General features: G+C 51.1%; 18 protein-coding genes. 12 read left to right on the forward strand and 6 right to left on the reverse strand.

Features of this window, described 5'->3' with window-relative positions; genetic code table 11:
• Nucleotides 1-466 (reverse strand): acyloxyacyl hydrolase (locus tag KDM89_RS09385; RefSeq protein ID WP_212687691.1); only part of this gene is annotated, 466 nt, incomplete at its 3' end.
• Between the two features lie 125 nt (nucleotides 467-591).
• On the opposite strand from KDM89_RS09385, the gene KDM89_RS09390 reads away from it, so the two are divergent.
• Together KDM89_RS09390 and KDM89_RS09395 are read left to right on the forward strand one after the other, a co-directional pair.
• Nucleotides 592-1,515 (forward strand): NAD(P)-dependent oxidoreductase, encoded by a 924-nt coding sequence (locus tag KDM89_RS09390; protein WP_212687692.1) that lies wholly within the window; start codon nucleotides 592-594, stop codon nucleotides 1,513-1,515.
• A gap of 198 nt (nucleotides 1,516-1,713) precedes the next feature.
• Nucleotides 1,714-3,390 carry a long-chain-fatty-acid--CoA ligase gene (locus KDM89_RS09395; RefSeq protein WP_212687693.1) on the forward strand — a complete coding sequence of 559 codons (1,677 nt, stop codon included), beginning with the start codon at nucleotides 1,714-1,716 and terminating at the stop codon, nucleotides 3,388-3,390.
• Nucleotides 3,391-3,511: 121 nt separating this feature from the next.
• Here the strand turns inward: KDM89_RS09395 and KDM89_RS09400 are convergent, their stop codons facing one another.
• Together KDM89_RS09400 and KDM89_RS09405 are read right to left on the reverse strand one after the other, a co-directional pair.
• Nucleotides 3,512-5,104 (reverse strand): alkaline phosphatase D family protein, encoded by a 1,593-nt coding sequence (locus tag KDM89_RS09400; protein WP_212687694.1) that lies wholly within the window; start codon nucleotides 5,102-5,104, stop codon nucleotides 3,512-3,514.
• A gap of 1 nt (nucleotide 5,105) precedes the next feature.
• Nucleotides 5,106-5,525, reverse strand: a complete 420-nt coding sequence (locus tag KDM89_RS09405) for an acyl-CoA thioesterase (protein ID WP_212687695.1) — start codon at nucleotides 5,523-5,525, stop codon at nucleotides 5,106-5,108.
• A 242-nt stretch (nucleotides 5,526-5,767) separates the two neighbouring features.
• Here KDM89_RS09405 and KDM89_RS09410 point away from each other — a divergent pair, with 242 nt between their 5' ends.
• From KDM89_RS09410 to KDM89_RS09455, 10 genes are all read left to right on the forward strand, one after another.
• Entirely contained in the window at nucleotides 5,768-7,633 is a 1,866-nt protein-coding gene (locus KDM89_RS09410) for an ABCB family ABC transporter ATP-binding protein/permease (RefSeq protein WP_212687696.1), read from the forward strand.
• 12 nt (nucleotides 7,634-7,645) lie between these two features.
• Complete coding sequence (locus KDM89_RS09415) at nucleotides 7,646-8,617, forward strand: LysR family transcriptional regulator (protein ID WP_212687697.1); 972 nt, start codon at nucleotides 7,646-7,648, stop codon at nucleotides 8,615-8,617.
• Nucleotides 8,618-8,805: 188 nt separating this feature from the next.
• Nucleotides 8,806-10,092 carry a Glu/Leu/Phe/Val family dehydrogenase gene (locus KDM89_RS09420; RefSeq protein ID WP_212687698.1) on the forward strand — a complete coding sequence of 429 codons (1,287 nt, stop codon included), beginning with the start codon at nucleotides 8,806-8,808 and terminating at the stop codon, nucleotides 10,090-10,092.
• A 231-nt stretch (nucleotides 10,093-10,323) separates the two neighbouring features.
• On the forward strand, nucleotides 10,324-11,226 hold the full coding sequence (locus KDM89_RS09425; RefSeq protein WP_212687699.1) for an amino acid ABC transporter substrate-binding protein: 903 nt from the start codon (nucleotides 10,324-10,326) through the stop codon (nucleotides 11,224-11,226).
• A gap of 157 nt (nucleotides 11,227-11,383) precedes the next feature.
• On the forward strand, nucleotides 11,384-12,334 hold the full coding sequence (locus tag KDM89_RS09430; RefSeq protein ID WP_212687700.1) for a transporter substrate-binding domain-containing protein: 951 nt from the start codon (nucleotides 11,384-11,386) through the stop codon (nucleotides 12,332-12,334).
• Between the two features lie 139 nt (nucleotides 12,335-12,473).
• Nucleotides 12,474-13,214: an amino acid ABC transporter permease gene (locus tag KDM89_RS09435; protein WP_212687881.1), complete on the forward strand. Its 741-nt coding sequence runs from the start codon at nucleotides 12,474-12,476 to the stop codon at nucleotides 13,212-13,214.
• Nucleotides 13,215-13,225: 11 nt separating this feature from the next.
• Nucleotides 13,226-13,915, forward strand: coding sequence for an amino acid ABC transporter permease (locus KDM89_RS09440; protein WP_212687701.1), 690 nt, complete (start codon nucleotides 13,226-13,228; stop codon nucleotides 13,913-13,915).
• Between the two features lie 57 nt (nucleotides 13,916-13,972).
• On the forward strand, nucleotides 13,973-14,701 hold the full coding sequence (locus tag KDM89_RS09445; protein ID WP_212687702.1) for an amino acid ABC transporter ATP-binding protein: 729 nt from the start codon (nucleotides 13,973-13,975) through the stop codon (nucleotides 14,699-14,701).
• A 180-nt stretch (nucleotides 14,702-14,881) separates the two neighbouring features.
• Nucleotides 14,882-15,931: a dihydroorotase gene (gene pyrC / locus KDM89_RS09450; RefSeq protein WP_212687703.1), complete on the forward strand. Its 1,050-nt coding sequence runs from the start codon at nucleotides 14,882-14,884 to the stop codon at nucleotides 15,929-15,931.
• Nucleotides 15,932-15,934: 3 nt separating this feature from the next.
• Nucleotides 15,935-16,744: a DUF3025 domain-containing protein gene (locus tag KDM89_RS09455; RefSeq protein ID WP_329604645.1), complete on the forward strand. Its 810-nt coding sequence runs from the start codon at nucleotides 15,935-15,937 to the stop codon at nucleotides 16,742-16,744.
• 442 nt (nucleotides 16,745-17,186) lie between these two features.
• On the opposite strand, the gene KDM89_RS09460 is transcribed toward KDM89_RS09455, so the two are convergent.
• The 3 genes from KDM89_RS09460 to KDM89_RS09470 all read right to left on the reverse strand — a co-directional run bounded on the left by KDM89_RS09460 (nucleotide 17,187) and on the right by KDM89_RS09470 (nucleotide 20,195).
• Nucleotides 17,187-18,920: a methyl-accepting chemotaxis protein gene (locus tag KDM89_RS09460; RefSeq protein WP_329604646.1), complete on the reverse strand. Its 1,734-nt coding sequence runs from the start codon at nucleotides 18,918-18,920 to the stop codon at nucleotides 17,187-17,189.
• A gap of 237 nt (nucleotides 18,921-19,157) precedes the next feature.
• A complete protein-coding gene (locus tag KDM89_RS09465; RefSeq protein ID WP_212687704.1) occupies nucleotides 19,158-19,406 on the reverse strand; it encodes a YdcH family protein in 249 nt (82 codons plus the stop codon).
• 345 nt (nucleotides 19,407-19,751) lie between these two features.
• On the reverse strand, nucleotides 19,752-20,195 hold the full coding sequence (locus tag KDM89_RS09470) for a DUF2147 domain-containing protein (RefSeq protein ID WP_212687705.1): 444 nt from the start codon (nucleotides 20,193-20,195) through the stop codon (nucleotides 19,752-19,754).
• Nucleotides 20,196-20,216: the final 21 nt, after the last annotated feature.

Consider the following 20,216-nt stretch of genomic DNA (forward strand, 5'->3'; position numbering starts at 1 on the left):
AATGCTGCACCTTCAGGCCAACGTCCAGCCCGTTGTCGAACACATAGCCGACACCGAGGTGATCGCCAAACTGGAACGCCGTTGAAAAACGGCGGCCGTTATTGTTATACACATGGCTGAACAAATGCACGCCCACGGCAGCTTCGCCGTACAGACCTTTGCGGTTGTTTTGCTGCCAGCGGAAAACCGGGGTGAAACCGATATCCGTAATGTTCTGTGTATCGCCATTAACACCGTTGTAAGCATTATTGCGCCATTGTGTCAGGGTTGCATCCCAGTAGCCGCCAACAAAACTTCTGTTAGATTTCAGCCATTGCTGATCCCAGTTCCACTGCAAGCCGGCACGCACAAATTGGGATTTGTTGCCGGAGGCAAATTCACCGGAAAAGCTGTCGACGGCATGACTGCTGGCTGATACTGCTGTCAGCAGGCTGATCAGCGATAGTTGAATAAAACGCTTTTGCATTTTCTGACCCGAATGAGAAAAATCAGTAGACTATCACAATCCCGGTACAGGCTCCCGTGTGAGTGCTGAGGTACTTTGCGGCGAAACAGTACTGGCTGGATTTGCTGTATTTAATAAGGATCAGGATGGAAAACGCACAATCATTACCTGCAATTGGCTTTATCGGAACCGGATTAATGGGGGCGCCGATGGCGCGTCGTCTTGCGATACATGGGTATTCTGTGCGTGCATGGAACAGAACTTATACTAAAGCTGCAGCATTGCAGGAATACGGTGTCGGAGCTGTGAGTATGCCGGAAACACTGGTGTCAGATCAGGACTGGCAGGCACAGGTGCTGATTACGATGCTGGATGCAGGGCCGGCTGTTCTGGAAATCGTTCACGGTCTGCTGCCATACCTGCATCCGGGTATGGTGCTGATCGATATGAGTTCGACTAAACAAAGTGAGGCGGTGGAAATTGCAGCCATGCTTCGTAATGCCGGTGTACAGATGCTGGATTGTCCGGTATCCGGCGGTGTCATCGGTGCAGAGCATGGGACGCTGGCATTGATGGCAGGCGGCGATGCAGAAGTGTTTGCGCGTATGAAAAGCCTGCTTAGTGTATTCGGTCGGCCAGTACGTGTAGGCGGTCATGGAAGTGGTCAGCTGGCAAAGTTGTGTAACCAGTTGATCGTCGGCGGCACAATAGAAATTGTGGCGGAGGCTTTATTACTGGCGCAGGCCGGAGGTGCGGATCCTGCGGCGGTTCGCGCTGCTTTACGCGGCGGATTCGCCGAAAGTCGCATTCTGGAAGTGCATGGGCAGCGTATGTTGGACCGCAGTTTTCTGCCAGGTGGCAAAGTCAGAACACAACATAAGGATATGCAGAATATTCTTGCAGCAGCAGAAGATGCTGGCGTTGCCTTACCCGTCACCGAAATGGTGTCAGATATTTTTGCTAAGCTGTTACAACATCAGCCGGATGCAGATCATTCTGCGGCGATACTGGAACTGGAGCAACGGAATTCAGCGCATCGTCTCGGTAATGGTCCTACGTTACTCCCCTAAACAAGGCAGCTTAACGCACAGCAATTGCGCAAACAGTGCACATGTTAGAGCCGACCGTCAGTTTTTGGTGAACGTGCTTGCCTTGCATGCATGAAGTCGCTAGCATCGCCCCTTGGGGAAGACAAATTTTAAAACGAACGGTCATGCTTTTCTGCCGTTTACTATCACTAGTACCAATAATCAGCGACGAGGAGAACAATGGATAAGTTTTGGCTCAAATCCTACCCGAAAGAGGTCCCTGCCGAAGTGCAGGTCGATCAGTATCAGTCGCTGGTCGCATTACTGGAAGACTCGTTCCGGCGCTTTGCAGCGCGCAAAGCCTATGCGTGTATGGGCAAAAGTATTACTTACCGCGAAGTAGATCAGTTATCGCTGCGCATTGGTGCCTGGTTGCAGAGTAAAGGTCTGGTAAAGGGTGCGCGCGTTGCCATTATGATGCCAAACGTACTGCATTACCCGGTGATCATGGCTGCGGTTCTTCGCGCCGGTTACACCGTGGTGAATGTGAATCCTTTGTACACACCGCGCGAACTCGAGCATCAGTTAAATGATTCCGGTGCTGAAGCGATTTTCATTCTGGAAAATTTTGCATCGACATTGCAGCAGGTCATTTCCAAAACAGGTCTGCGCCATGTGGTTGTTGCCAGCATGGGTGATCTGCATGGCTTGCTGAAAGGCAGCCTGATTAATTTTGTTGTGCGCAGTGTGAAGAAAATGGTGCCGGCTTTTTCATTGCCCGGTTCGATTCGTTTTAACACTATGCTGTCAGAAGCGCAGCAATTCAGTTTTAAACCGGTCAGTATCGATGCGACTGATGTGGCATTTCTTCAGTACACCGGCGGTACGACTGGCGTGTCAAAAGGTGCAACTCTGCAGCATCGCAATATCGTCGCGAATGTTTTGCAGGTCGATGCGTGGCTGGCTCCGGCATTGAAAGGGCATGAAAACGAAGCCCAGGTTTTTGTCTGTGCATTGCCGCTTTACCATATTTTTGCGCTGACAGCCTGCAGTTTGCTCGGAACACGTATCGGTGCAATGAATTTGCTGATTCCGAATCCGCGTGACATTCCGGGATTTATTAAAGAATTGCGTCAGACCCGTGTTAATATTTTTCCGGCTGTTAACACACTGTATAACGGCCTGATGAATCATCCGGATTTCGCATCACTGGATTTCTCCGGCCTGAAAATCAGTATCGGCGGTGGTATGGCGGTGCAACGTGCAGTTGCGGAACGCTGGTTCAAGATGACCGGTTGCGCCATTATCGAAGGTTACGGCTTATCGGAAACATCGCCGGTGGCAAGTTGCAATCCGCCAGATTCTACAGAATACACTGGCACCATCGGCTTGCCTTTGCCGAACACTGAACTGGCGATTCTGGATGACGATGGCAATCCGCTGCCATTGGGGCATGCAGGTGAAATTGCGATTCGCGGACCGCAGGTGATGGCTGGCTACTGGAATCGTCCGGAAGAAACCGAAAAAGTCATGACACCGGACGGTTTCTTTAAAACCGGTGACGTGGGCATTATGGATTTCCGCGGTTATACACAGATCGTGGATCGTAAGAAAGATATGATTCTGGTTTCCGGTTTTAATGTGTATCCGAATGAAATCGAAGAAGTTGTCATGCAACATCCGGGTGTACTGGAATGTGCTTGTATCGGTGTACCGGATGCAAACTCCGGTGAGGCAGTAAAACTGTTTGTGGTGAAAAAAGATCCGAATCTGACCGTGGATCAGATGATGGATTATTGCAAGCAACAGTTCACAGGCTATAAAAAACCGAAGTACATCGAGTTCCGTATGGATTTGCCGAAAACTAATGTCGGTAAAATTCTGCGCCGCGAACTGCGTGATAAAAAAGCGTCATAAAAAGCATTTACTGTGAGGCATTTGCGGTAATGAAAAAGGAGACCACGGTCTCCTTTTTTTATGCAACTTCAGATTACACCGGTTTCTCGGTTGTGGGTATAAACAGCCGGTGTGACGCTGATTACGCAGCAATCACACCGGGTTTTCCATCCTCGGTGATAAAGGTTTTGAGTACGCTGACACCGCTGTCTGCTTTGCTGACATCCTGTAAAGCCATCATTTGTACCTGCATACGGTGTTCACTGAAATCAGCAACAATAAAACCACGTGCATCACTACGACCAAAATGCAGATGCGGATTATGTGCGACCAACTGTTCGGTTTCTTCCTGTGGCATGGAATTCGATGTCACCGATGTGACGCAGTACTCGGATGCCAGTACCGGATTTTCCGCTGAAACCGATTTATTAAAATCCGCGCGCAGACTGGCGGCATAAAAGGTATGAACATCGCCTGACCAGATCACCGGATTCTGTGCTTTGCTGGATTGCAGGCTTTGCAGCAGCCGCTGGCGCGCTAACGGATAGCCATCCCAGCCATCGGTCCAGACTTTGAAATCACTGGTGTTGTTTGCCGGGTTTACGACATTCTGGCGGCGACACTGCGCCATCAGCGTTTGCTGAACGACTGTATTCCAGCGAGCCGTTGACTTGGCCAGTCCTCGCGACAGCCATTGCTCCTGTTCATAACCCAGCATAGTGCGGGTAGGATCGCGCAGATCACTGCAGTTGCCCGGTGAAATCATCGCAGATCCGCCGCGCTGATGCGGCGTGCAAGCCTGGTAGCTCCGGTACTGACGTGCATCGAGAACATGGAAGCGAATGAGTCTTCCCCAGTCACAGCGATCGTAGATTCTCAGCGCAGCGAATTCATTGCCCTTTGGTATTGCCTGTTGCAGGCGTACAGGCATGTGTTCGTAAAATGCCTGATACGCCGCAGCACGCCTTTCAGTAAAGCGCAGATCCAGTCGCTCGTCACGGTCATTGGCATAGTCATTCGCGATTTCATGATCATCCCAGGTCACCAGCCAGGGCGCAGCCAGATGGGCGGCTTGTAAGTGCGGATCGGATTTGTACTGAGCGTAACGCGCACGGTACTCTGACAGCGTGAAACTTTCGATGTCGCGACGACGCGGTTGTGCCGGGTGCTTCAGATCGTACGGACCCCATTCATAAATGTAGTCTCCGTTAAAAACGATCAGGTCAGGATGTGTGGCTGCGATGTGCCGGTGCGCTGCAAATTCACCAAATTCCCAGTGCTGGCAGGATGCCAGTGCGACTTTGCAAGCCGTCATACTGTCGGCTTCCGGCGTTGTGCGTGTGCGACCGGCCGGGCTAACGGCATCACCATGCATAAACCGGTACCAGTACCAGCGTCCCGGCTTCAGACCTGTCGCCTCTACATGCACGCTATGCGCCAGTTCAGGTAAAGCAGTGACCTCACCTTTATTTACTATCTGGCGGAATTGCTCATCTTCGGCAATTTCCCACAATACTTTCAGTGGTACTGCTGCCAGCGGTGTCGTACTCAGTGCATCTGCGAGCAGGCGCGTCCATAAAACAACGCTGTCGCTGCGCGGAGAGCCGGATGCAACGCCCAGAGTGAATGGATACGCCTGGCTTTTTTCAGCGGCATAACCGGGAAACGCATGCGACAAAGCTGCAAGCGAGCTCAGCTGCAGCAAGCGCTGCATAAAGACGCGGCGCGATGCCATGTCAGACTTGCTGAGAAATCGCGTCCAGTACCGGAATCTGACGTGGCTTGCGTTGTTCGTCAGTGGCAACGTAGGTCAGCGTTGCTTCAGTCACTTTGACAGTTTCAGCCTGCAAGCGGTTACGTTCGGCGTATACTTCGACAGAGATAGTGATAGAAGTTTTGCCGACGCGCACGATATCAGCGTAAAACGACAGTAAGTCCCCGACAAAAACAGGTTGTTTGAACAGGAAAGAATTCACCGCAATGGTTGCTACACGGCCATTGGCGCGTCGTGCTGCAGGAATCGCACCGGCAATATCGACCTGCGACATAATCCAGCCACCAAACACGTCTCCATGGATGTTTGCATCTGCCGGCATAGGCATGACTCGCAGCGTAGGCATGCGGTTAGGGAGGGTGGTTTGTACAGATTCAGACATCGGGACTTCCTTAAAACGTTACAATTTCAAACAGACAGCATCAACGCTATGCAGACTTTTAATGAGAAAAACGACAGAAAACGCTGTCATTTTTCATAAGCAATGACTGTGCCGGATTCACTTTCCGGACATCATAGCGCAGAACGAATGCGACCGGCAGAATGGCCGTTACCCGCACAGGATTTGAACTGCCGGGGGAAATGTTTTTCCGGCAAGTTCACAATTCGTTATTCAGGACATTTATGAGACGCAGAGAAATATCTTCATCCGACCAGAGAGCCTCCGCACAGGGTGGAGGTGACTGGACCACAGTTAAAACATTACTGCCCTACCTGTGGGCGTACAAAGCAAGGGTGATATTCGCTTTGTGTCTGCTGGTAGGGGCGAAGCTCGCGAATATCGGCGTACCCGTGGTGCTTAAACATCTGGTGGACGCGATGTCGGTGGCGCCGGGAAATCCCGCTGCCGTCATTGTACTGCCTGCCGGTTTGTTAGTTGCTTACGGTGCGCTGCGGATTTCAACAACTGTATTTACAGAATTGCGCGAATTTGTATTTGCCCGTGTTACTCAGCGTGCGGTCAGAACGATTGCTCTGAAAGTATTTCGTCATTTACATGCGTTGTCGTTACGCTTTCATCTGAGTCGTCAGACTGGTGGAGTCACCCGGGATATTGAGCGAGGAACACGTGCTGTTTCTTCACTGGTGTCATATGCCTTGTTCAGTATTTTTCCGACTTTGCTGGAAATTTCTCTGGTATTGCTGTATCTGGTGACTCATTATGATATTTGGTTCTCCGGCATTACCTTTGTTGCACTGGTTTCTTATATTACGTTCACAATTTCAGTGACTGAATGGCGTACACGTTTTCGCCGGACAATGAATGAACTGGATTCAAAGGCACAATCGCGGGCGATCGATTCTTTGCTGAACTACGAAACAGTGAAGTATTTCAGTAACGAAGAATATGAAGCGAAACGTTATGACGACGGATTGCAGCAATACGAAAGTGCTGCATTGCGCGCGCAAAGCTCATTGTCCATGCTGAACAGCGGACAGTCCGTCATCATCGCAATCGCCGTAACGCTGATTCTCTGGCGCGCCACGCAAGGTGTCATGAACGGAACGATGAGTCTTGGTGATCTGGTGCTGGTGAATGCTTTCATGCTGCAGCTTTATGTACCGCTGAATTTTCTGGGTGTGCTGTACCGTGAAATTAAGCAAAGCCTTGCAGATATGGAGAAGCTGTTTTCGTTGCTGGATCAGAATCGTGAGGTTGCCGATGAACCTGATGCAAAGCCGTTACAGTCAGTCACGCAGCAGGGACTTGAAATCCGGTTTGATCATGTTTATTTTTATTATGATGAAAAGCGCCAGATTTTATCGGATATCAGTTTTGTGATTCCGGCTGGGAAAACAACGGCAGTGGTCGGACACAGCGGTTCGGGTAAATCTACGCTCGCCCGCTTACTGTTCCGGTTTTATGATATCCAGCAGGGTAGTATCCGTTTGCAACAAACGGACATTCGACAGCTGACTCAAGCCAGTCTGCGCAGTGCGATTGGCATTGTTCCGCAGGACACGGTTTTATTTAACGACACAATCGCTTATAACATCGCATACGGACGTCCGGATGCGAGCGAAGATGAAATCATCGCAGCTGCTAAAGCTGCGTATATTCATGATTTCGTCATGTCTCTGCCTGACGGATATCAGACACAGGTTGGTGAGCGTGGACTCAAATTGTCGGGTGGCGAAAAACAGCGGGTTGCGATTGCACGTACGCTGCTGAAAAATCCGCCTGTACTGATTCTGGATGAAGCGACCTCGGCGCTGGATTCTCATTCCGAGCAAATGATACAAGCGCAGTTAAAAGAAATTGCGAAACACCGGACTTCACTGGTCATCGCACACCGTTTATCAACAATCGCAGATGCGGATCAGATTCTGGTGATGGATAAAGGGGAAATCACCGAACGCGGAACCCATCACGAGTTGCTCGCATTGCGTGGTCTGTATGCAAGAATGTGGGAGCGTCAGCAAAGCGGATTGCCCGAAGATGACGATGCGGATAAGCAGTCCGCGGTCAGTGGCCTGCAGATAGCGTAAAGGACGAAGACGATGGAAACCAAATGGCTGGAGGACTTTGTCTCGCTGGTAGAAACTAAAAGTTTCAGTCGCTCTGCAGAACTCAGGCATGTAACGCAACCGGCATTTTCACGCCGCATTCAGTCGCTGGAGGCATGGCTTGGCAGTGATCTGATTGACCGTACGTCATATCCGACTCGTTTGACACATGCAGGTGAAATTTTTTATGAGCAGGCACTGGCGATGCTCGGGCAAATTAATAATGCACGGGCGCTGTTACGCGGAAAACGTGCCAGCCCGCAAACCACAGTGGATTTTGCCGTTCCGCATACTTTGTCGCTGACTTATGTGCCGCGATGGTTAAATGAACTGGAAGATGCTTTTGGTGATATCAACAGCCGTTTGCTGGCACTGAATGTACACGATGCTGTGATGACTCTGGTGGAAGGCGGTTGTGACTTACTACTGTGTTATCACCATCCGCGTCAGCCCTTGTTACTGGACGCGAGTCAGTACGACATGATCAGCATGGGTACCGAGGCATTAAGGCCTTATACCCGATGTGACCGTGATGGCCAGCCTGAATTCTTGTTCCCCGGTACCGAAGATCAGCCTTTGCCATTTCTTGCATATGCAAACAATGCCTATCTCGGGCGTATGGTTGATCTGATTATGAATGATGCACGACAGCCTTTACATCTGAATAAGCGTTATGAAACAGATATGGCGGAAGGTTTGAAAATGATGGCGCTGAAAGGAATGGGTGTTGCCTTTCTGCCGGAGTCTGCCGTGACCCGCGAACTGAAGCAAAAACAGCTGGCCCGCGCTGACCAGAACGGTGCGGAATGGGAAGTGACAATGGAGATCCGTCTCTACCGTGAACGACCATCGATTCAGCGCCCGGGAAAACCACTTGTGTCACGCTTGTGGGAGTATCTTGAGCAGATAGCAGCTGAAAATCGTGGTGCGAGACAGAATAAAGCACGGAGAAGTAGTCTGAGATAAAAGGAAAAATTTGGTTTCAAGCAGACCAATCATCTAACTATGCAAAAAATGCATAGTTAGATGCAAACAAAGCATTGGCTGAAATCCTGAGCGTGGCGCTACCATGCGTCACCTTTTTGGTGCGTCACGGAAATTTTTGCACCAAAACATATCAAAGCACATTATTTGAATATTCAGGAGGCCGTATTATGTCCAGTCAGCATGCGATCCCATCTTATCTGCACCCGACCGAAACAGGTCCGTGGGGCGTTTACCTCGAACAAATCGACCGTGTTACACCTTACCTCGGCAATCTGTCGCGCTGGGTGGAAACACTGAAACGCCCTAAGCGTATTCTGGTAGTGGATGTGCCGATTGAACGTGACGATGGCACTATCGCGCACTTCGAAGGTTACCGTGTTCAGCACAATACTTCCCGTGGTCCGGGCAAAGGTGGCGTGCGCTTCCATCAGGATGTGACTCTGTCTGAAGTGATGGCATTGTCTGCATGGATGACAGTTAAGAACTCCGCAGTCAACGTTCCTTACGGTGGTGCAAAAGGCGGTATCCGTGTTGATCCGAAAACGCTGTCCCGTGGCGAACTGATGCGTATGACGCGTCGTTATACTTCGGAAATCGGTATCATCATTGGCCCGGATAAAGATATTCCTGCTCCGGACGTTAATACCAACGAGCAAACCATGGCGTGGATGATGGATACCTACTCCATGAACGAAGGCCGCACATCGACTGGTGTTGTGACCGGTAAGCCGATTTCTCTGGGCGGTAGTCTGGGTCGTCGTGAAGCGACTGGCCGTGGTGTATTCGTCGTTGGTTGTGAAGCTGCAAAAAAACGCGGCATGAACATCGAAGGTGCGAAAATTGCCGTACAAGGTTTCGGTAACGTGGGTGGTATCGCTGGACGTCTGTTTGCAGAAGCAGGTGCAAAAGTGGTTGCTGTACAGGATCACGGTGGCACGATTTTCCATTCCAACGGTCTGGATGTGCCAAAACTGCTGGATCACGTTGCACGTCACGGCAGCGTTGCCGGCTTCGAAGGTATCGAAGCGACGATGGCACCGGAAGATTTCTGGAAAGTGGATTGCGACATCATGATTCCTGCTGCGCTGGAACAGCAAATCACTGTGCGTAATGCAGATCAGATCCGCGCAAAAATTATTCTGGAAGGTGCAAATGGTCCGACCACACCGGAAGCGGACGACATTCTGCGCGACAAAGGCGTGCTGGTTGTGCCGGATGTGATCGCCAATGCCGGTGGTGTGACTGTGTCGTACTTTGAATGGGTGCAGGATTTCTCCAGTTATTTCTGGACTGAAGAAGAAATCAATCAGCGTCTGACCCGCATTATGACGGAAGCATTCAGTTCTGTATGGCAGGTATCTGAAGAGAAAAACACTTCCCTGCGTACGGCAGCGTTCGTGATTGCATGTACCCGTGTACTGCAGGCACGTGAAGTGCGTGGTCTGTATCCATAATCAGTAAAGATATGCCGCTTTGTTGAGTGGCAAATCAATCACCCATCATCTAAGCTGAGTATAAGCACAGCGGATGATGGGTTTTTTATTGGCAAAGTTAGTGAATTGTTCATGTAAATTAAGTTTCAGATAACGAATCCGGAACGAAATTTTGTAACCGTGCTTAAACGCTATTTCAATTGTTGCCGTATGTCATTACCATCCTGAGCGTTTTTAGAATTAGGAGGTGTTATGAAGGTGAGTTTCGGACGTGCCTGCAGCGTGGCACTTTTACTGCTAACGAGCAGTATTTCTGGTCTGGCGGGTGCGGCAGATACCTTGTCGCGTATCAAAGAAACACAAACCCTGACGATTGCACACCGCGAGAGCTCTGTGCCGTTTTCTTATATTCCCGAAGGAGCAAAGCAGCCGACAGGCTATTCTGTGGACATTTGTCTGAGAATCGCTGACGCAATTAAGAAAGAACTGAAATTGCCGAATCTGAAGGTGAATTATTTGCCAGTCAGTTCAAATAATCGTATTCAGGCGATTATGGACGGTAAGGCAGATATTGAATGCGGCTCTACCACCAATAATGCGGAGCGCCGCAAACAGGTATCGTTCACGATTCCTCATTTCTTTTCGACGACACGTATGATTGTGCGTGCAGATTCCGGTATTAAAAACTGGACTGATCTGAAAGATAAAAAAGTGGTGACGACACGCGGTTCCACGACGGTTAAGCTGCTGACAGAGCGTGATCGTGTACGTAGCCTGAATGTGCGGCTGATGGAGGGGAATGATCACGCTGAATCGTTTGGCATGGTTGAAAAATTTCAGGCGGATGCATTTGCGATGGATGACGTATTGCTGTTCGGATTCCGTGCAACTGCAAAAGACCCTGAAAAGTATGTGGTCGTTGGTGAACCGTTGTCGATGGAGCCTTATAGTATGATGATCCACAAAGATGATCGTGCATTTAAAGATCTGGTTGACAGAGAAATTTCGCATCTGATGACAGACGGTGAAATTAACAAGCTCTACGACAAATGGTTTAAAAAACCGATTCCACCGAAAAACACGGTGCTGAATATGCCGATGAATTACCTGCTGCGCGATACGATTCGCTTCCCAACCGATAAAGTTGCTGATTAAGCGCAAACAGAATGTTGTAAATTTGTGCGATTTACTGAAAAATGCGCTGGTTTTACGTGTTTTTACTTAGGCTTTCGGGCCTGATGAGGGCACTGTTGAAAACAGCTTTTGTTAAACTGGTGTTTAAGTTTTTCTCGGTTCATTATCAGGAGACAGTATGAAATTGTTGAAAATCCTCGCTGTGATGGTAGGTGCAGGTGTGATTGCCGGTGCAGCGTCCGCACAGGAAAGTGGCACACTGAAAAAAATTAAAGAAACCGGCGTGATCACGCTGGGTGTGCGCGACTCTTCTGATCCGTTTTCCTATCTGGATGACAAGCAGTCCTATCAGGGCTACTCGATCGATATCTGTATGAAAGTAGTTGGTCAGGTTCGCAATTCCCTGGGTATGAGCGAACTGAAAGTCAAAATGAATCCGGTGACCTCTGCGACCCGTATTCCTCTGATGGCGAACGGTACGATTGATCTGGAGTGCGGTTCCACAACGAACAACATGGAACGTCAGAAGCAGGTTGCATTTGCACCGACAACGTTCGTGACGGCAAACCGTATCCTTTCCAAAAAATCCGCCAACATCAAAACACTGGCAGATCTGAAAGGCAAATCGGTGGTGTCTACTTCCGGTACTGCTAATCTGAAGCAACTGACGACACTGAATGCAGATCAGAATCTGGGCATCAACATCCTGACAGCGAAAGACCATGCGGAAGCATTCCTGATGGTGGAAACTGGTCGTGCAGTGGCGTGGGTGATGGATGATATTCTGCTGGCTTCGCATGCAGCAAAATCCAAAAACCCGGCGGACTACGAAGTCAGCAAAGAAGCGCTGTCGGTTGAGCCTTACGGCATCATGATGCGTAAAGATGACCCTGCATTCAAAAAAGCAGTCGATACAGCGGTGGCGAATCTGATGCGCTCCGGCGATATCAATCAGATTTATAACAAATGGTTCATGCAACCGATTCCGCCAAAAGGCATCACGCTGAATGTGCCGATGTCTGATCAGTTAAAAGCGGTGATCGCCAAGCCAACGGATTCCGGTGAGCCTTCTGCTTACGCAGTGGTACCGGAAGCACAAAAAGCCGTACTCAAGAAAAGCAAAAAATAAAGTCTGAGCGCGTCAGCGCAAAAGACAATTCAAAAAAACGGGGGGTGGACTCGCCTCCCGTTTTACTTAGGATGCTGTAACGCCGTCCGGGGCTTTGTTCGCCCTGAAAACGGTGAAGCAGATGTCTGAGGAGGTGATGATGAATTACAACTGGAACTGGAATATCTTTTTTGAAGATGCGCCGGATGGAGCCGGAACCTATCTGGACTCTTTGTTTGCCGGCCTGAAATGGACGCTGGCGACTGCAGGTACTGGCTGGGTGATCGCGCTGCTGATCGGTCTGGTGATCGGTACGCTGCGTACCGTACCGAACAAATGGCTGGTGCGTCTGGCGAATGCTTATGTGGAATTGTTCCGCAACATTCCGCTGATCGTACAAATGTTTATGTGGTACTTCGTTTTTCCTGAAGTGCTGCCGACGGCTTGGGGCGATGCACTGAAGCAAATGCCGAATGCACCGTTTATCACTGCTGCATTAAGTCTTGGCTTTTTCACATCTGCCCGTGTTGCGGTACAGGTGTCAACCGGTATTCAGGCTTTGCCGCGCGGCCAGCGTATGGCGGGCGTGGCACTGGGACTGACACTGCCGCAAACCTATCGTTATGTGCTGTTGCCTATGGCATTCCGCATCATTATTCCGTCCCTGACCAATGAAGTGGCGGCGATCATCAAAAACAGTTCCGTTGCATTGTCGATTGGTCTGATTGAGCTGACCGCCAGTGCGCGTTCTATGCAGGAATTCAGCTTTCAAACGTTTGAAGCCTATAGCGCAGCAACCCTGATTTATCTGATCGTGTCGGTGATTGCGATTCTGCTGTCGAATCTGCTGGAAAAAACGCTGCGTGTGCCGGGCTTTATCGCTGCCGGTAGTGCGAAATAAGGGAGCGAAGCATGGGAAATTTTGACTTTGATGTAATTCAGCGCTCCTGGGTTTACCTGTTCCAGGTCGGCATGGTGTTCACACTGAAACTGACTTTGCTGGCCATGACCGGCGGCATCATTTTCGGTACGCTACTGGCGATGATGCGCTTGTCCGGTAATAAAATCATTTATCTGATTGCCTCCGGCTATGTGAACCTGATGCGTTCGGTGCCGCTGGTGCTGGTGATTTTCTGGTTTTACTTCCTCGTACCATTTATCGGTGCATGGCTGACCGGCAGTAACGAACCGGTACAGGTTGGCGCGTTTGCATCCTGCCTGATTACCTTCGTGATGTTTGAGGCTGCGTATTACTGCGAAATTATGCGTTCCGGTATTCAGTCCATTCCGCGCGGTCAGATCTGGGCTGGTTACGCAATGGGCATGAATTACTGGCAGACCATGGCGCATATCGTGCTGCCACAAGCATTCCGTAACATGATTCCGGTATTGCTGACGCAAACCATCGTGCTGTTTCAGGACGTGTCGCTGGTATCGATTCTGTCGATTGCAGACTTCTTCGGTTCCGCAGCCAAAGTGGCGCAGCGTGACGGACGTCTGGTGGAAATGTACAGCTTTGCTGCCGTCGTGTATTTCATCATGTGCTTCTGCCTGTCGAGCATGGTGAAGAAACTGCATGCACGGATTGCGATTATCCGTTGATACCGAATTGCGCTCAGGCTGCCACAGCGCCGGGCAAACATAATGAAGGAGATAAGAATGATCGAAATTAAAAACGTCAGTAAATGGTATGGTCAGTTTCAGGTACTGACCGATTGCACAACCTCGGTTTCCAAAGGCGAAGTAGTGGTGGTCTGCGGTCCGTCCGGTTCCGGTAAATCGACGCTGATCAAAACGGTCAATGGTCTGGAGCCGGTACAAAAAGGCGAGATCATCGTCAATGGCCAGTCTGTCACCGATCCGAAAACCAATTTGTCCAAACTGCGTTCCCATATCGGGATGGTGTTCCAGAACTTTGAACTGTTCCCGCATTTGTCGATTCGCCAGAATCTGACGCTGGCGCAGGTGAAAGTGCTCGGACGTTCCGAAGATGAAGCGACTGAACGTGGCCTGAAATACCTCGACCGTGTCGGTTTGCTGGCACACAAAGATAAATTCCCGGGACAATTATCCGGTGGTCAGCAGCAGCGTGTGGCGATTGCCCGTGCTTTGTCGATGGACCCGGTCGCGATGCTGTTCGATGAACCGACATCGGCACTCGATCCGGAAATGATTAACGAAGTACTGGATGTAATGGTCGGGCTGGCGCAGGAAGGTATGACCATGATGGTGGTTACACATGAAATGGGCTTCGCGAAAAAAGTCGCCAACCGTATCGTATTCATGGATGCCGGTAAGATTGTTGAAGATTGCGCTAAGGATGAATTCTTTAACAATGCCCGTTCTGAACGCGCACGTGACTTCCTGGCGAAAATCATCACACACTGATCGCGCTGATTTTACTTTTCAGCAGAATGAAAAAGCTGATCCCTTGCGGATCAGCTTTTTTTATTTGCGATCCGGCAAGACAAACGGCTGTCTGCGTTGAGTCATGGCGGCTTTGCTTTGCTCGCACTGTGACGGCAGGTACAATGCCGCCTATTGTCTGACTCAAGAAAGCCGCGCATCATGACCCTCACACCTGATTCCCTGACGATTACCCGCCCTGACGACTGGCATTTGCATCTGCGCGATGGCGCAGCACTGGCCAGCGTGTTGCCGCATACCGCTGCCCAGTTTGGCCGCGCGATTGTGATGCCGAATCTGAAACCGCCGGTCACAACAACCGAGCAGGCGCTGGCTTACCGTCAACGTATTCTGGCTGCGCTGCCGGAAGGCATGCAGTTTGAGCCGCTGATGACGCTGTATCTGACCGATAACACGCCGGGCGATGAAATCCGTCGCGCCAAAGACAGCGGTCTGGTGCATGCGGTGAAACTGTATCCGGCCGGTGCCACCACCAATTCGGATGCCGGTGTGACTGACCTGAAGAAATGCTATAAAACGCTGGAAGTGATGCAGGAAGTCGGTATGCCTTTGCTGGTGCACGGTGAAGTTACGCACGCTGACATCGATTTGTTTGACCGTGAAGCAGTGTTCATCGAGCAAGTGATGCAGCCGCTGCGCAAAGCCATGCCGGAACTGCGCGTGGTGTTTGAACATATCACTACCAGCGATGCCGCCAGCTATGTGGCGGAAGCGGAAGGCCCGATTGCGGCGACGATTACCGCTCATCATTTGCTGTATAACCGCAATGAAATTTTCAAAGGCGGCATTCGTCCGCATTATTACTGCCTGCCGGTACTGAAACGCGAAACCCATCGTCTGGCTTTGCTGAAGGCAGCGACATCCGGCAGCCCGCGTTTTTTCCTCGGTACCGATTCCGCGCCGCATGCCCGTGGCATGAAAGAACATGCCTGCGGTTGCGCTGGTTGCTACACCGCGCTGCATGCGATGGAATTGTATGCAATGGCGTTTGATCAGGCAGGTGCACTGGACAAACTGGAAGGCTTCTCCAGCTTCTTTGGTCCTGATTTTTACCGCTTGCCGCGTAATGAAGGCAAGGTCACGCTGCGCCGCGAACAATGGCAGATTCCGGATGCGCTGCCGTTTGCTGAAACTGAAATCGTGCCGCTGAATCAGGGTGAACAGATCTCCTGGAAATTGCATCAGGCTTAAGCTGTGACGCAGGATGATTTTTACAGTGTGATTGACTGGCAGCGTCCGTGGCTGCACAGCATACAGGACGCTGCTGCGCTGATTCGTGAGCGCAGCGACTGGCGCGCCTGCCTGAATCAGGCGGCGCAGCAGGCTGGTTTGCGTAACCACCGCGATTTGCCGCTGCATTTCATCGCACAGGAAGATTTGCCGGAAGGCACGGCTTACGAAGCGCATATCAGCGCTACCGGCGGCGTGCCGACCCGTTCCAATCTGCACGATTATTTCAATGCGCTGGTCTGGCTCAGTTTTCCGCGTACCAAGCAAATACTGAATGCCCTGCAGGCGGCACAGATCGTCGCGCTGGGTATCGGTAAATCCCGTGGCCCTGCACGTGATGCCGCTACCATCTTCGACGAAAACGCCGCGATTCTGGTGGTGGCGGAAGGGCAAGCTGGCGATGACTGGATTGCAGCCTGGCGTCAGCATGCGTGGAGTACATGTCTGCTGACCCAGCGCGACTGGTTCCTGCAGCATGCAGAGCTGTGGGCATTCGGCCATGCGCTGATGGAAAAGCTGGTTGCGCCGTACAAAGCAATCACCACCCACACCCGTGTACTGCGTGCACCGGCCACCTACTGGCAACTCAGCCATGCGCAGCGCCGTCAGTGGATAGACGGCACTATGTGTGAACAGTTGCAGCAGGCACCGCTGCTGAATCAGGATTACCATCCGCTGCCGGTACTGGGCGTACCCGGCTGGTGGGAGGGACAGGACAGCGCGTTTTACGCCGATACCCAGGTATTTCGTCCGCGCAGAGTGATTGCTGCCTGAGTCCTCAGTTGTACTGTGCAAGAATCCGCATCGGGCCGTAAAACAGGCAGGCCGGAGCGCCACTGTTTTCGCGGACGTCCGCCAAAAGCCCGTTATTTTCTGTGCTGAACGCCGCATTTGAGGCTGGCTGCGGCGTTTAGCGTGTCTGAAACTGGCAAGACCTGAGCGGAACACGCCCTTGTACAGAGTCGCCACATAAAAAAACGATGCACTGGCATCGTTTTTTTCTTCCGGTCATGCAGAAATCGTCATCTGTGATTTTGTGACAGCCAGACTTTCTGCCGACGACCGCCGGATCGCTATGCTGAACTCCGCATTTGAGCCATTTTTTGCTGTTTTGGGGCTGCTGACAGGCACCGGAAAGCTTTTGGCGGGGAAACTGAGGGAAGTAAGTCCGAAAGGCTGGCAGCACGTTCTGCCGCCAGCCCTGATGCCTGAAGTCTTAAGCAGCTTCGCGACCGCGACCATTGCTGCGCAGCGCAAGCGGGCGAGCGCTGTTGCTGTTATCCAGATGCTGCTGACGTGCCGCAGCTTTTTTCATCTGATAGGTTTGCGCACTCTGACGCGCATGCTGATCAGCCCGCTGCGCATCCAGACGGAATACCGCCACCATATCCGCCAGCGCCTTGGCCTGATCCTGCATGGAAATCGAGGCAGTCGTGGCTTCTTCCACCAGCGAGGCGTTTTGCTGCGTGGTGTTATCCATTTGCAGAATCGCCTGATTCACTTGCGCAATGCCCAGACTCTGTTCTTCGCTGGCATGGGTAATATCCGCCATGATGCTGGCAACCTGCTGCACGCTGTGCACGATATCCTGCATGGTCGTACCGGCTTCTTCCACCAGTTTACCGCCAGCGTGAATCTGATCGACAGAATCGCTGATCAGCGCTTTGATTTCTTTTGCAGCCGCCGCACTGCGCTGCGCCAGATTACGGACTTCGGTGGCGACTACTGCAAACCCGCGACCCTGTTCACCGGCGCGCGCAGCTTCAACTGCAGCATTCAGCGCCAGAATATTGGTCTGGAATGCGATGCCATCAATCACACTGATGATTTCCGTGATTTTGCCAGCGGAAGTGTTGATGCCGTGCATGGTTTGCACCACCTGCGTGACCACATCACCACCGCGTTGCGCGACACTGGATGCTGATCCGGCCAGAGAGTTCGCCTGACGTGCATTGTCGGCATTTTGTTTGACAGTGGAATTCAGTTCATCCATCGAGGCCGCAGTCTGCTCCAGCGCGCTGGCTTGCGCTTCGGTGCGGCTGGACAAGTCCATATTACCGGCTGCAATCTGATCAGATGCGGTGGCGATAGTTTCAGTACCGGCGCGTACCTGACTGACGATTTCCGCCAGACTGTCGCGCATCGATTTCATCGCAAATAATAAGCTGTCGCGGTCACTGTCGTGCAGCATGACTTCGGTTGCCAGATCACCGCTGGCGATGCGGCGGGCGATATCGGCTGCATACGCAGGTTCGCCCCCGAGTTCGCCGCGCAGATTACGCGCCAGCAGCCAGGTGAATAAAGCGCCGCACAGTAAGGCTGCCAGCGACAGGCTGGCCAGTATCCAGCGGCTGCTTTCATAATGCTGCTGAATATTCAGTGCCAGCTGATTCATATTGGTACGCTGCAGCTCCAGCAATTCCTGCACTTTGGCCTGATAACGGTTGGCTGCAGGCAGAAACACGGTTTCGATCAGCTTTTCTGCCTTCATCGTATCACCCGCTTCTTTGGCGGCAACGATCTCATCTTTGGCGGCGGTATAGATTTTACGTTCCGCTGCAATCGCGTCGAACACCGTTTTTTCGCTGTCATTACTCAGCATGTCCTGCACAGATTTTTGCATTTCAGATGCTTTGCGCGAGGTCACGGCCGCATCATCGGCAAAGAAAGTCACCAGCGAAGTATCGTTACTTTTGGCGATCGCTGATGTACGACGTACGCCGACCTGAATGTAACGGTACCAGTCGGAAATCAGGCGTTCTTTTGCGATGGGTTGTTCCATCATCTGGCGGGTTTGTTCAGCGGTTTGCTGCAGACGCCACTGGGCAATCGCCGTGGCAAAAAAGGACAACGCCAGAATGCCGGCGAAACACAATGCCAGTCGTGTACTGATTTTCAAATGCTTAAACTTCATGGTCAGCCCCGGATACAGAGTCAAAGCTTTACGCACTGAATGTTCCCGTCATCGGACCATGCGTAATATGAACCGGTTGCGGTTCTTTCTGCCGGGGTAAGGTGGTATTGCGTGTGGCGAAGGGTTCTGGCTTAACTGCCATGCCGTGCTTCGGCCGGGCAAGTCTTCACAACAAGTACTGCGATGTCAAACGGAGGGACAGAAAGAGCCGGGACAGGAACCCCGGTAAAAGAAAGCGGATACCGCGTTTCCGGTATCCGCCTGCCTGAAGTATCAGGCGTTTCCTGCAGTTTGCAGAATATGGAATAACTGGTCTTTCAGGCTGATGCGAACTTTTTTCAGATTTTCCAGATCCGCGTCACCCAAATGATCAACACCGGTTTCTGCGCGAACAATCGCTTTGTCTGTGTCGTCATATTCGCCGAACAGTTTTGCGAAATGCGCATTGTTCATTTTCAGATGATGAATCGCATCTTTGTGTTCAGGGAATTCAGCTGCCAGGGGATGATGTTCAACTTGCATAACGACTCCTATAAAATCAGTCAGGATTGCATGGTGAAAAAAGCGGAAACTTTGCTGTACGAATGATGTACGCAATCAGTTTCTCATTTCTTTCAGTTAAGAAAACTTTGTTACATTCATCGTATTCCTATAGGCTTAATTCATAATGATGTATATCAAGTCAGATGAATTCGGGATGCTGATTTTGTCTGACAATCTGCGGCTTTTCAGACGCTCATGTTTTCGACTGGTATGCTTACTCTTGCTAATGGCACGGACTTGCAAGGCAAACAAAAAAAGGGAGCATCTGCTCCCTTTGTTTTCATCGATGATGGCGATCCGGCGTACTAATCCGGTGCTGCCAATTTACTGCTCACGTACCCAGGTCTGTGAACGACCGAGGAAAGGTGTACCGATGTAGCCGCGTACATTCAGTTTTTTATTGTTATCCACCACGGTCAGTTTGCTACTGTAAGTTTTACCATTGGCTGGGTCGATAATTTTGCCGCCATTGTATTCGTCACCGTCTTTTTTCAGGCCAAACAGAATGGTCATGCCGATGACTGGCTGGTCTTTGTTTGCGCCGTCGCATTCGGTGCATTTCGGATTCTGGTCCGCGCCGGGTTCAAGGAAGAGTTTTTCGATTTTGCCTTTGTACTCGCCACCGTTTTCGGTGATACGGATCAGGGCTTTTGGCTTGCCGGTTTTATCATCGATATTTTTCCACAGACCAACCGGGGTATCGTCTGCGTGGGCGAAGGGAGCGATCAGAACAGCACTCAGAACCGCGAGCAGGGTAATACGTTTCATTTTTGTCTCCTGTCAAAAAAG

The sequence above is a fragment of the Cognatundibacterium luofuense genome (genome assembly GCF_018139685.1).
In the GTDB taxonomy this organism is placed as follows: Bacteria; Pseudomonadota; Gammaproteobacteria; order Burkholderiales; family Burkholderiaceae_D; genus Undibacterium; species Undibacterium luofuense.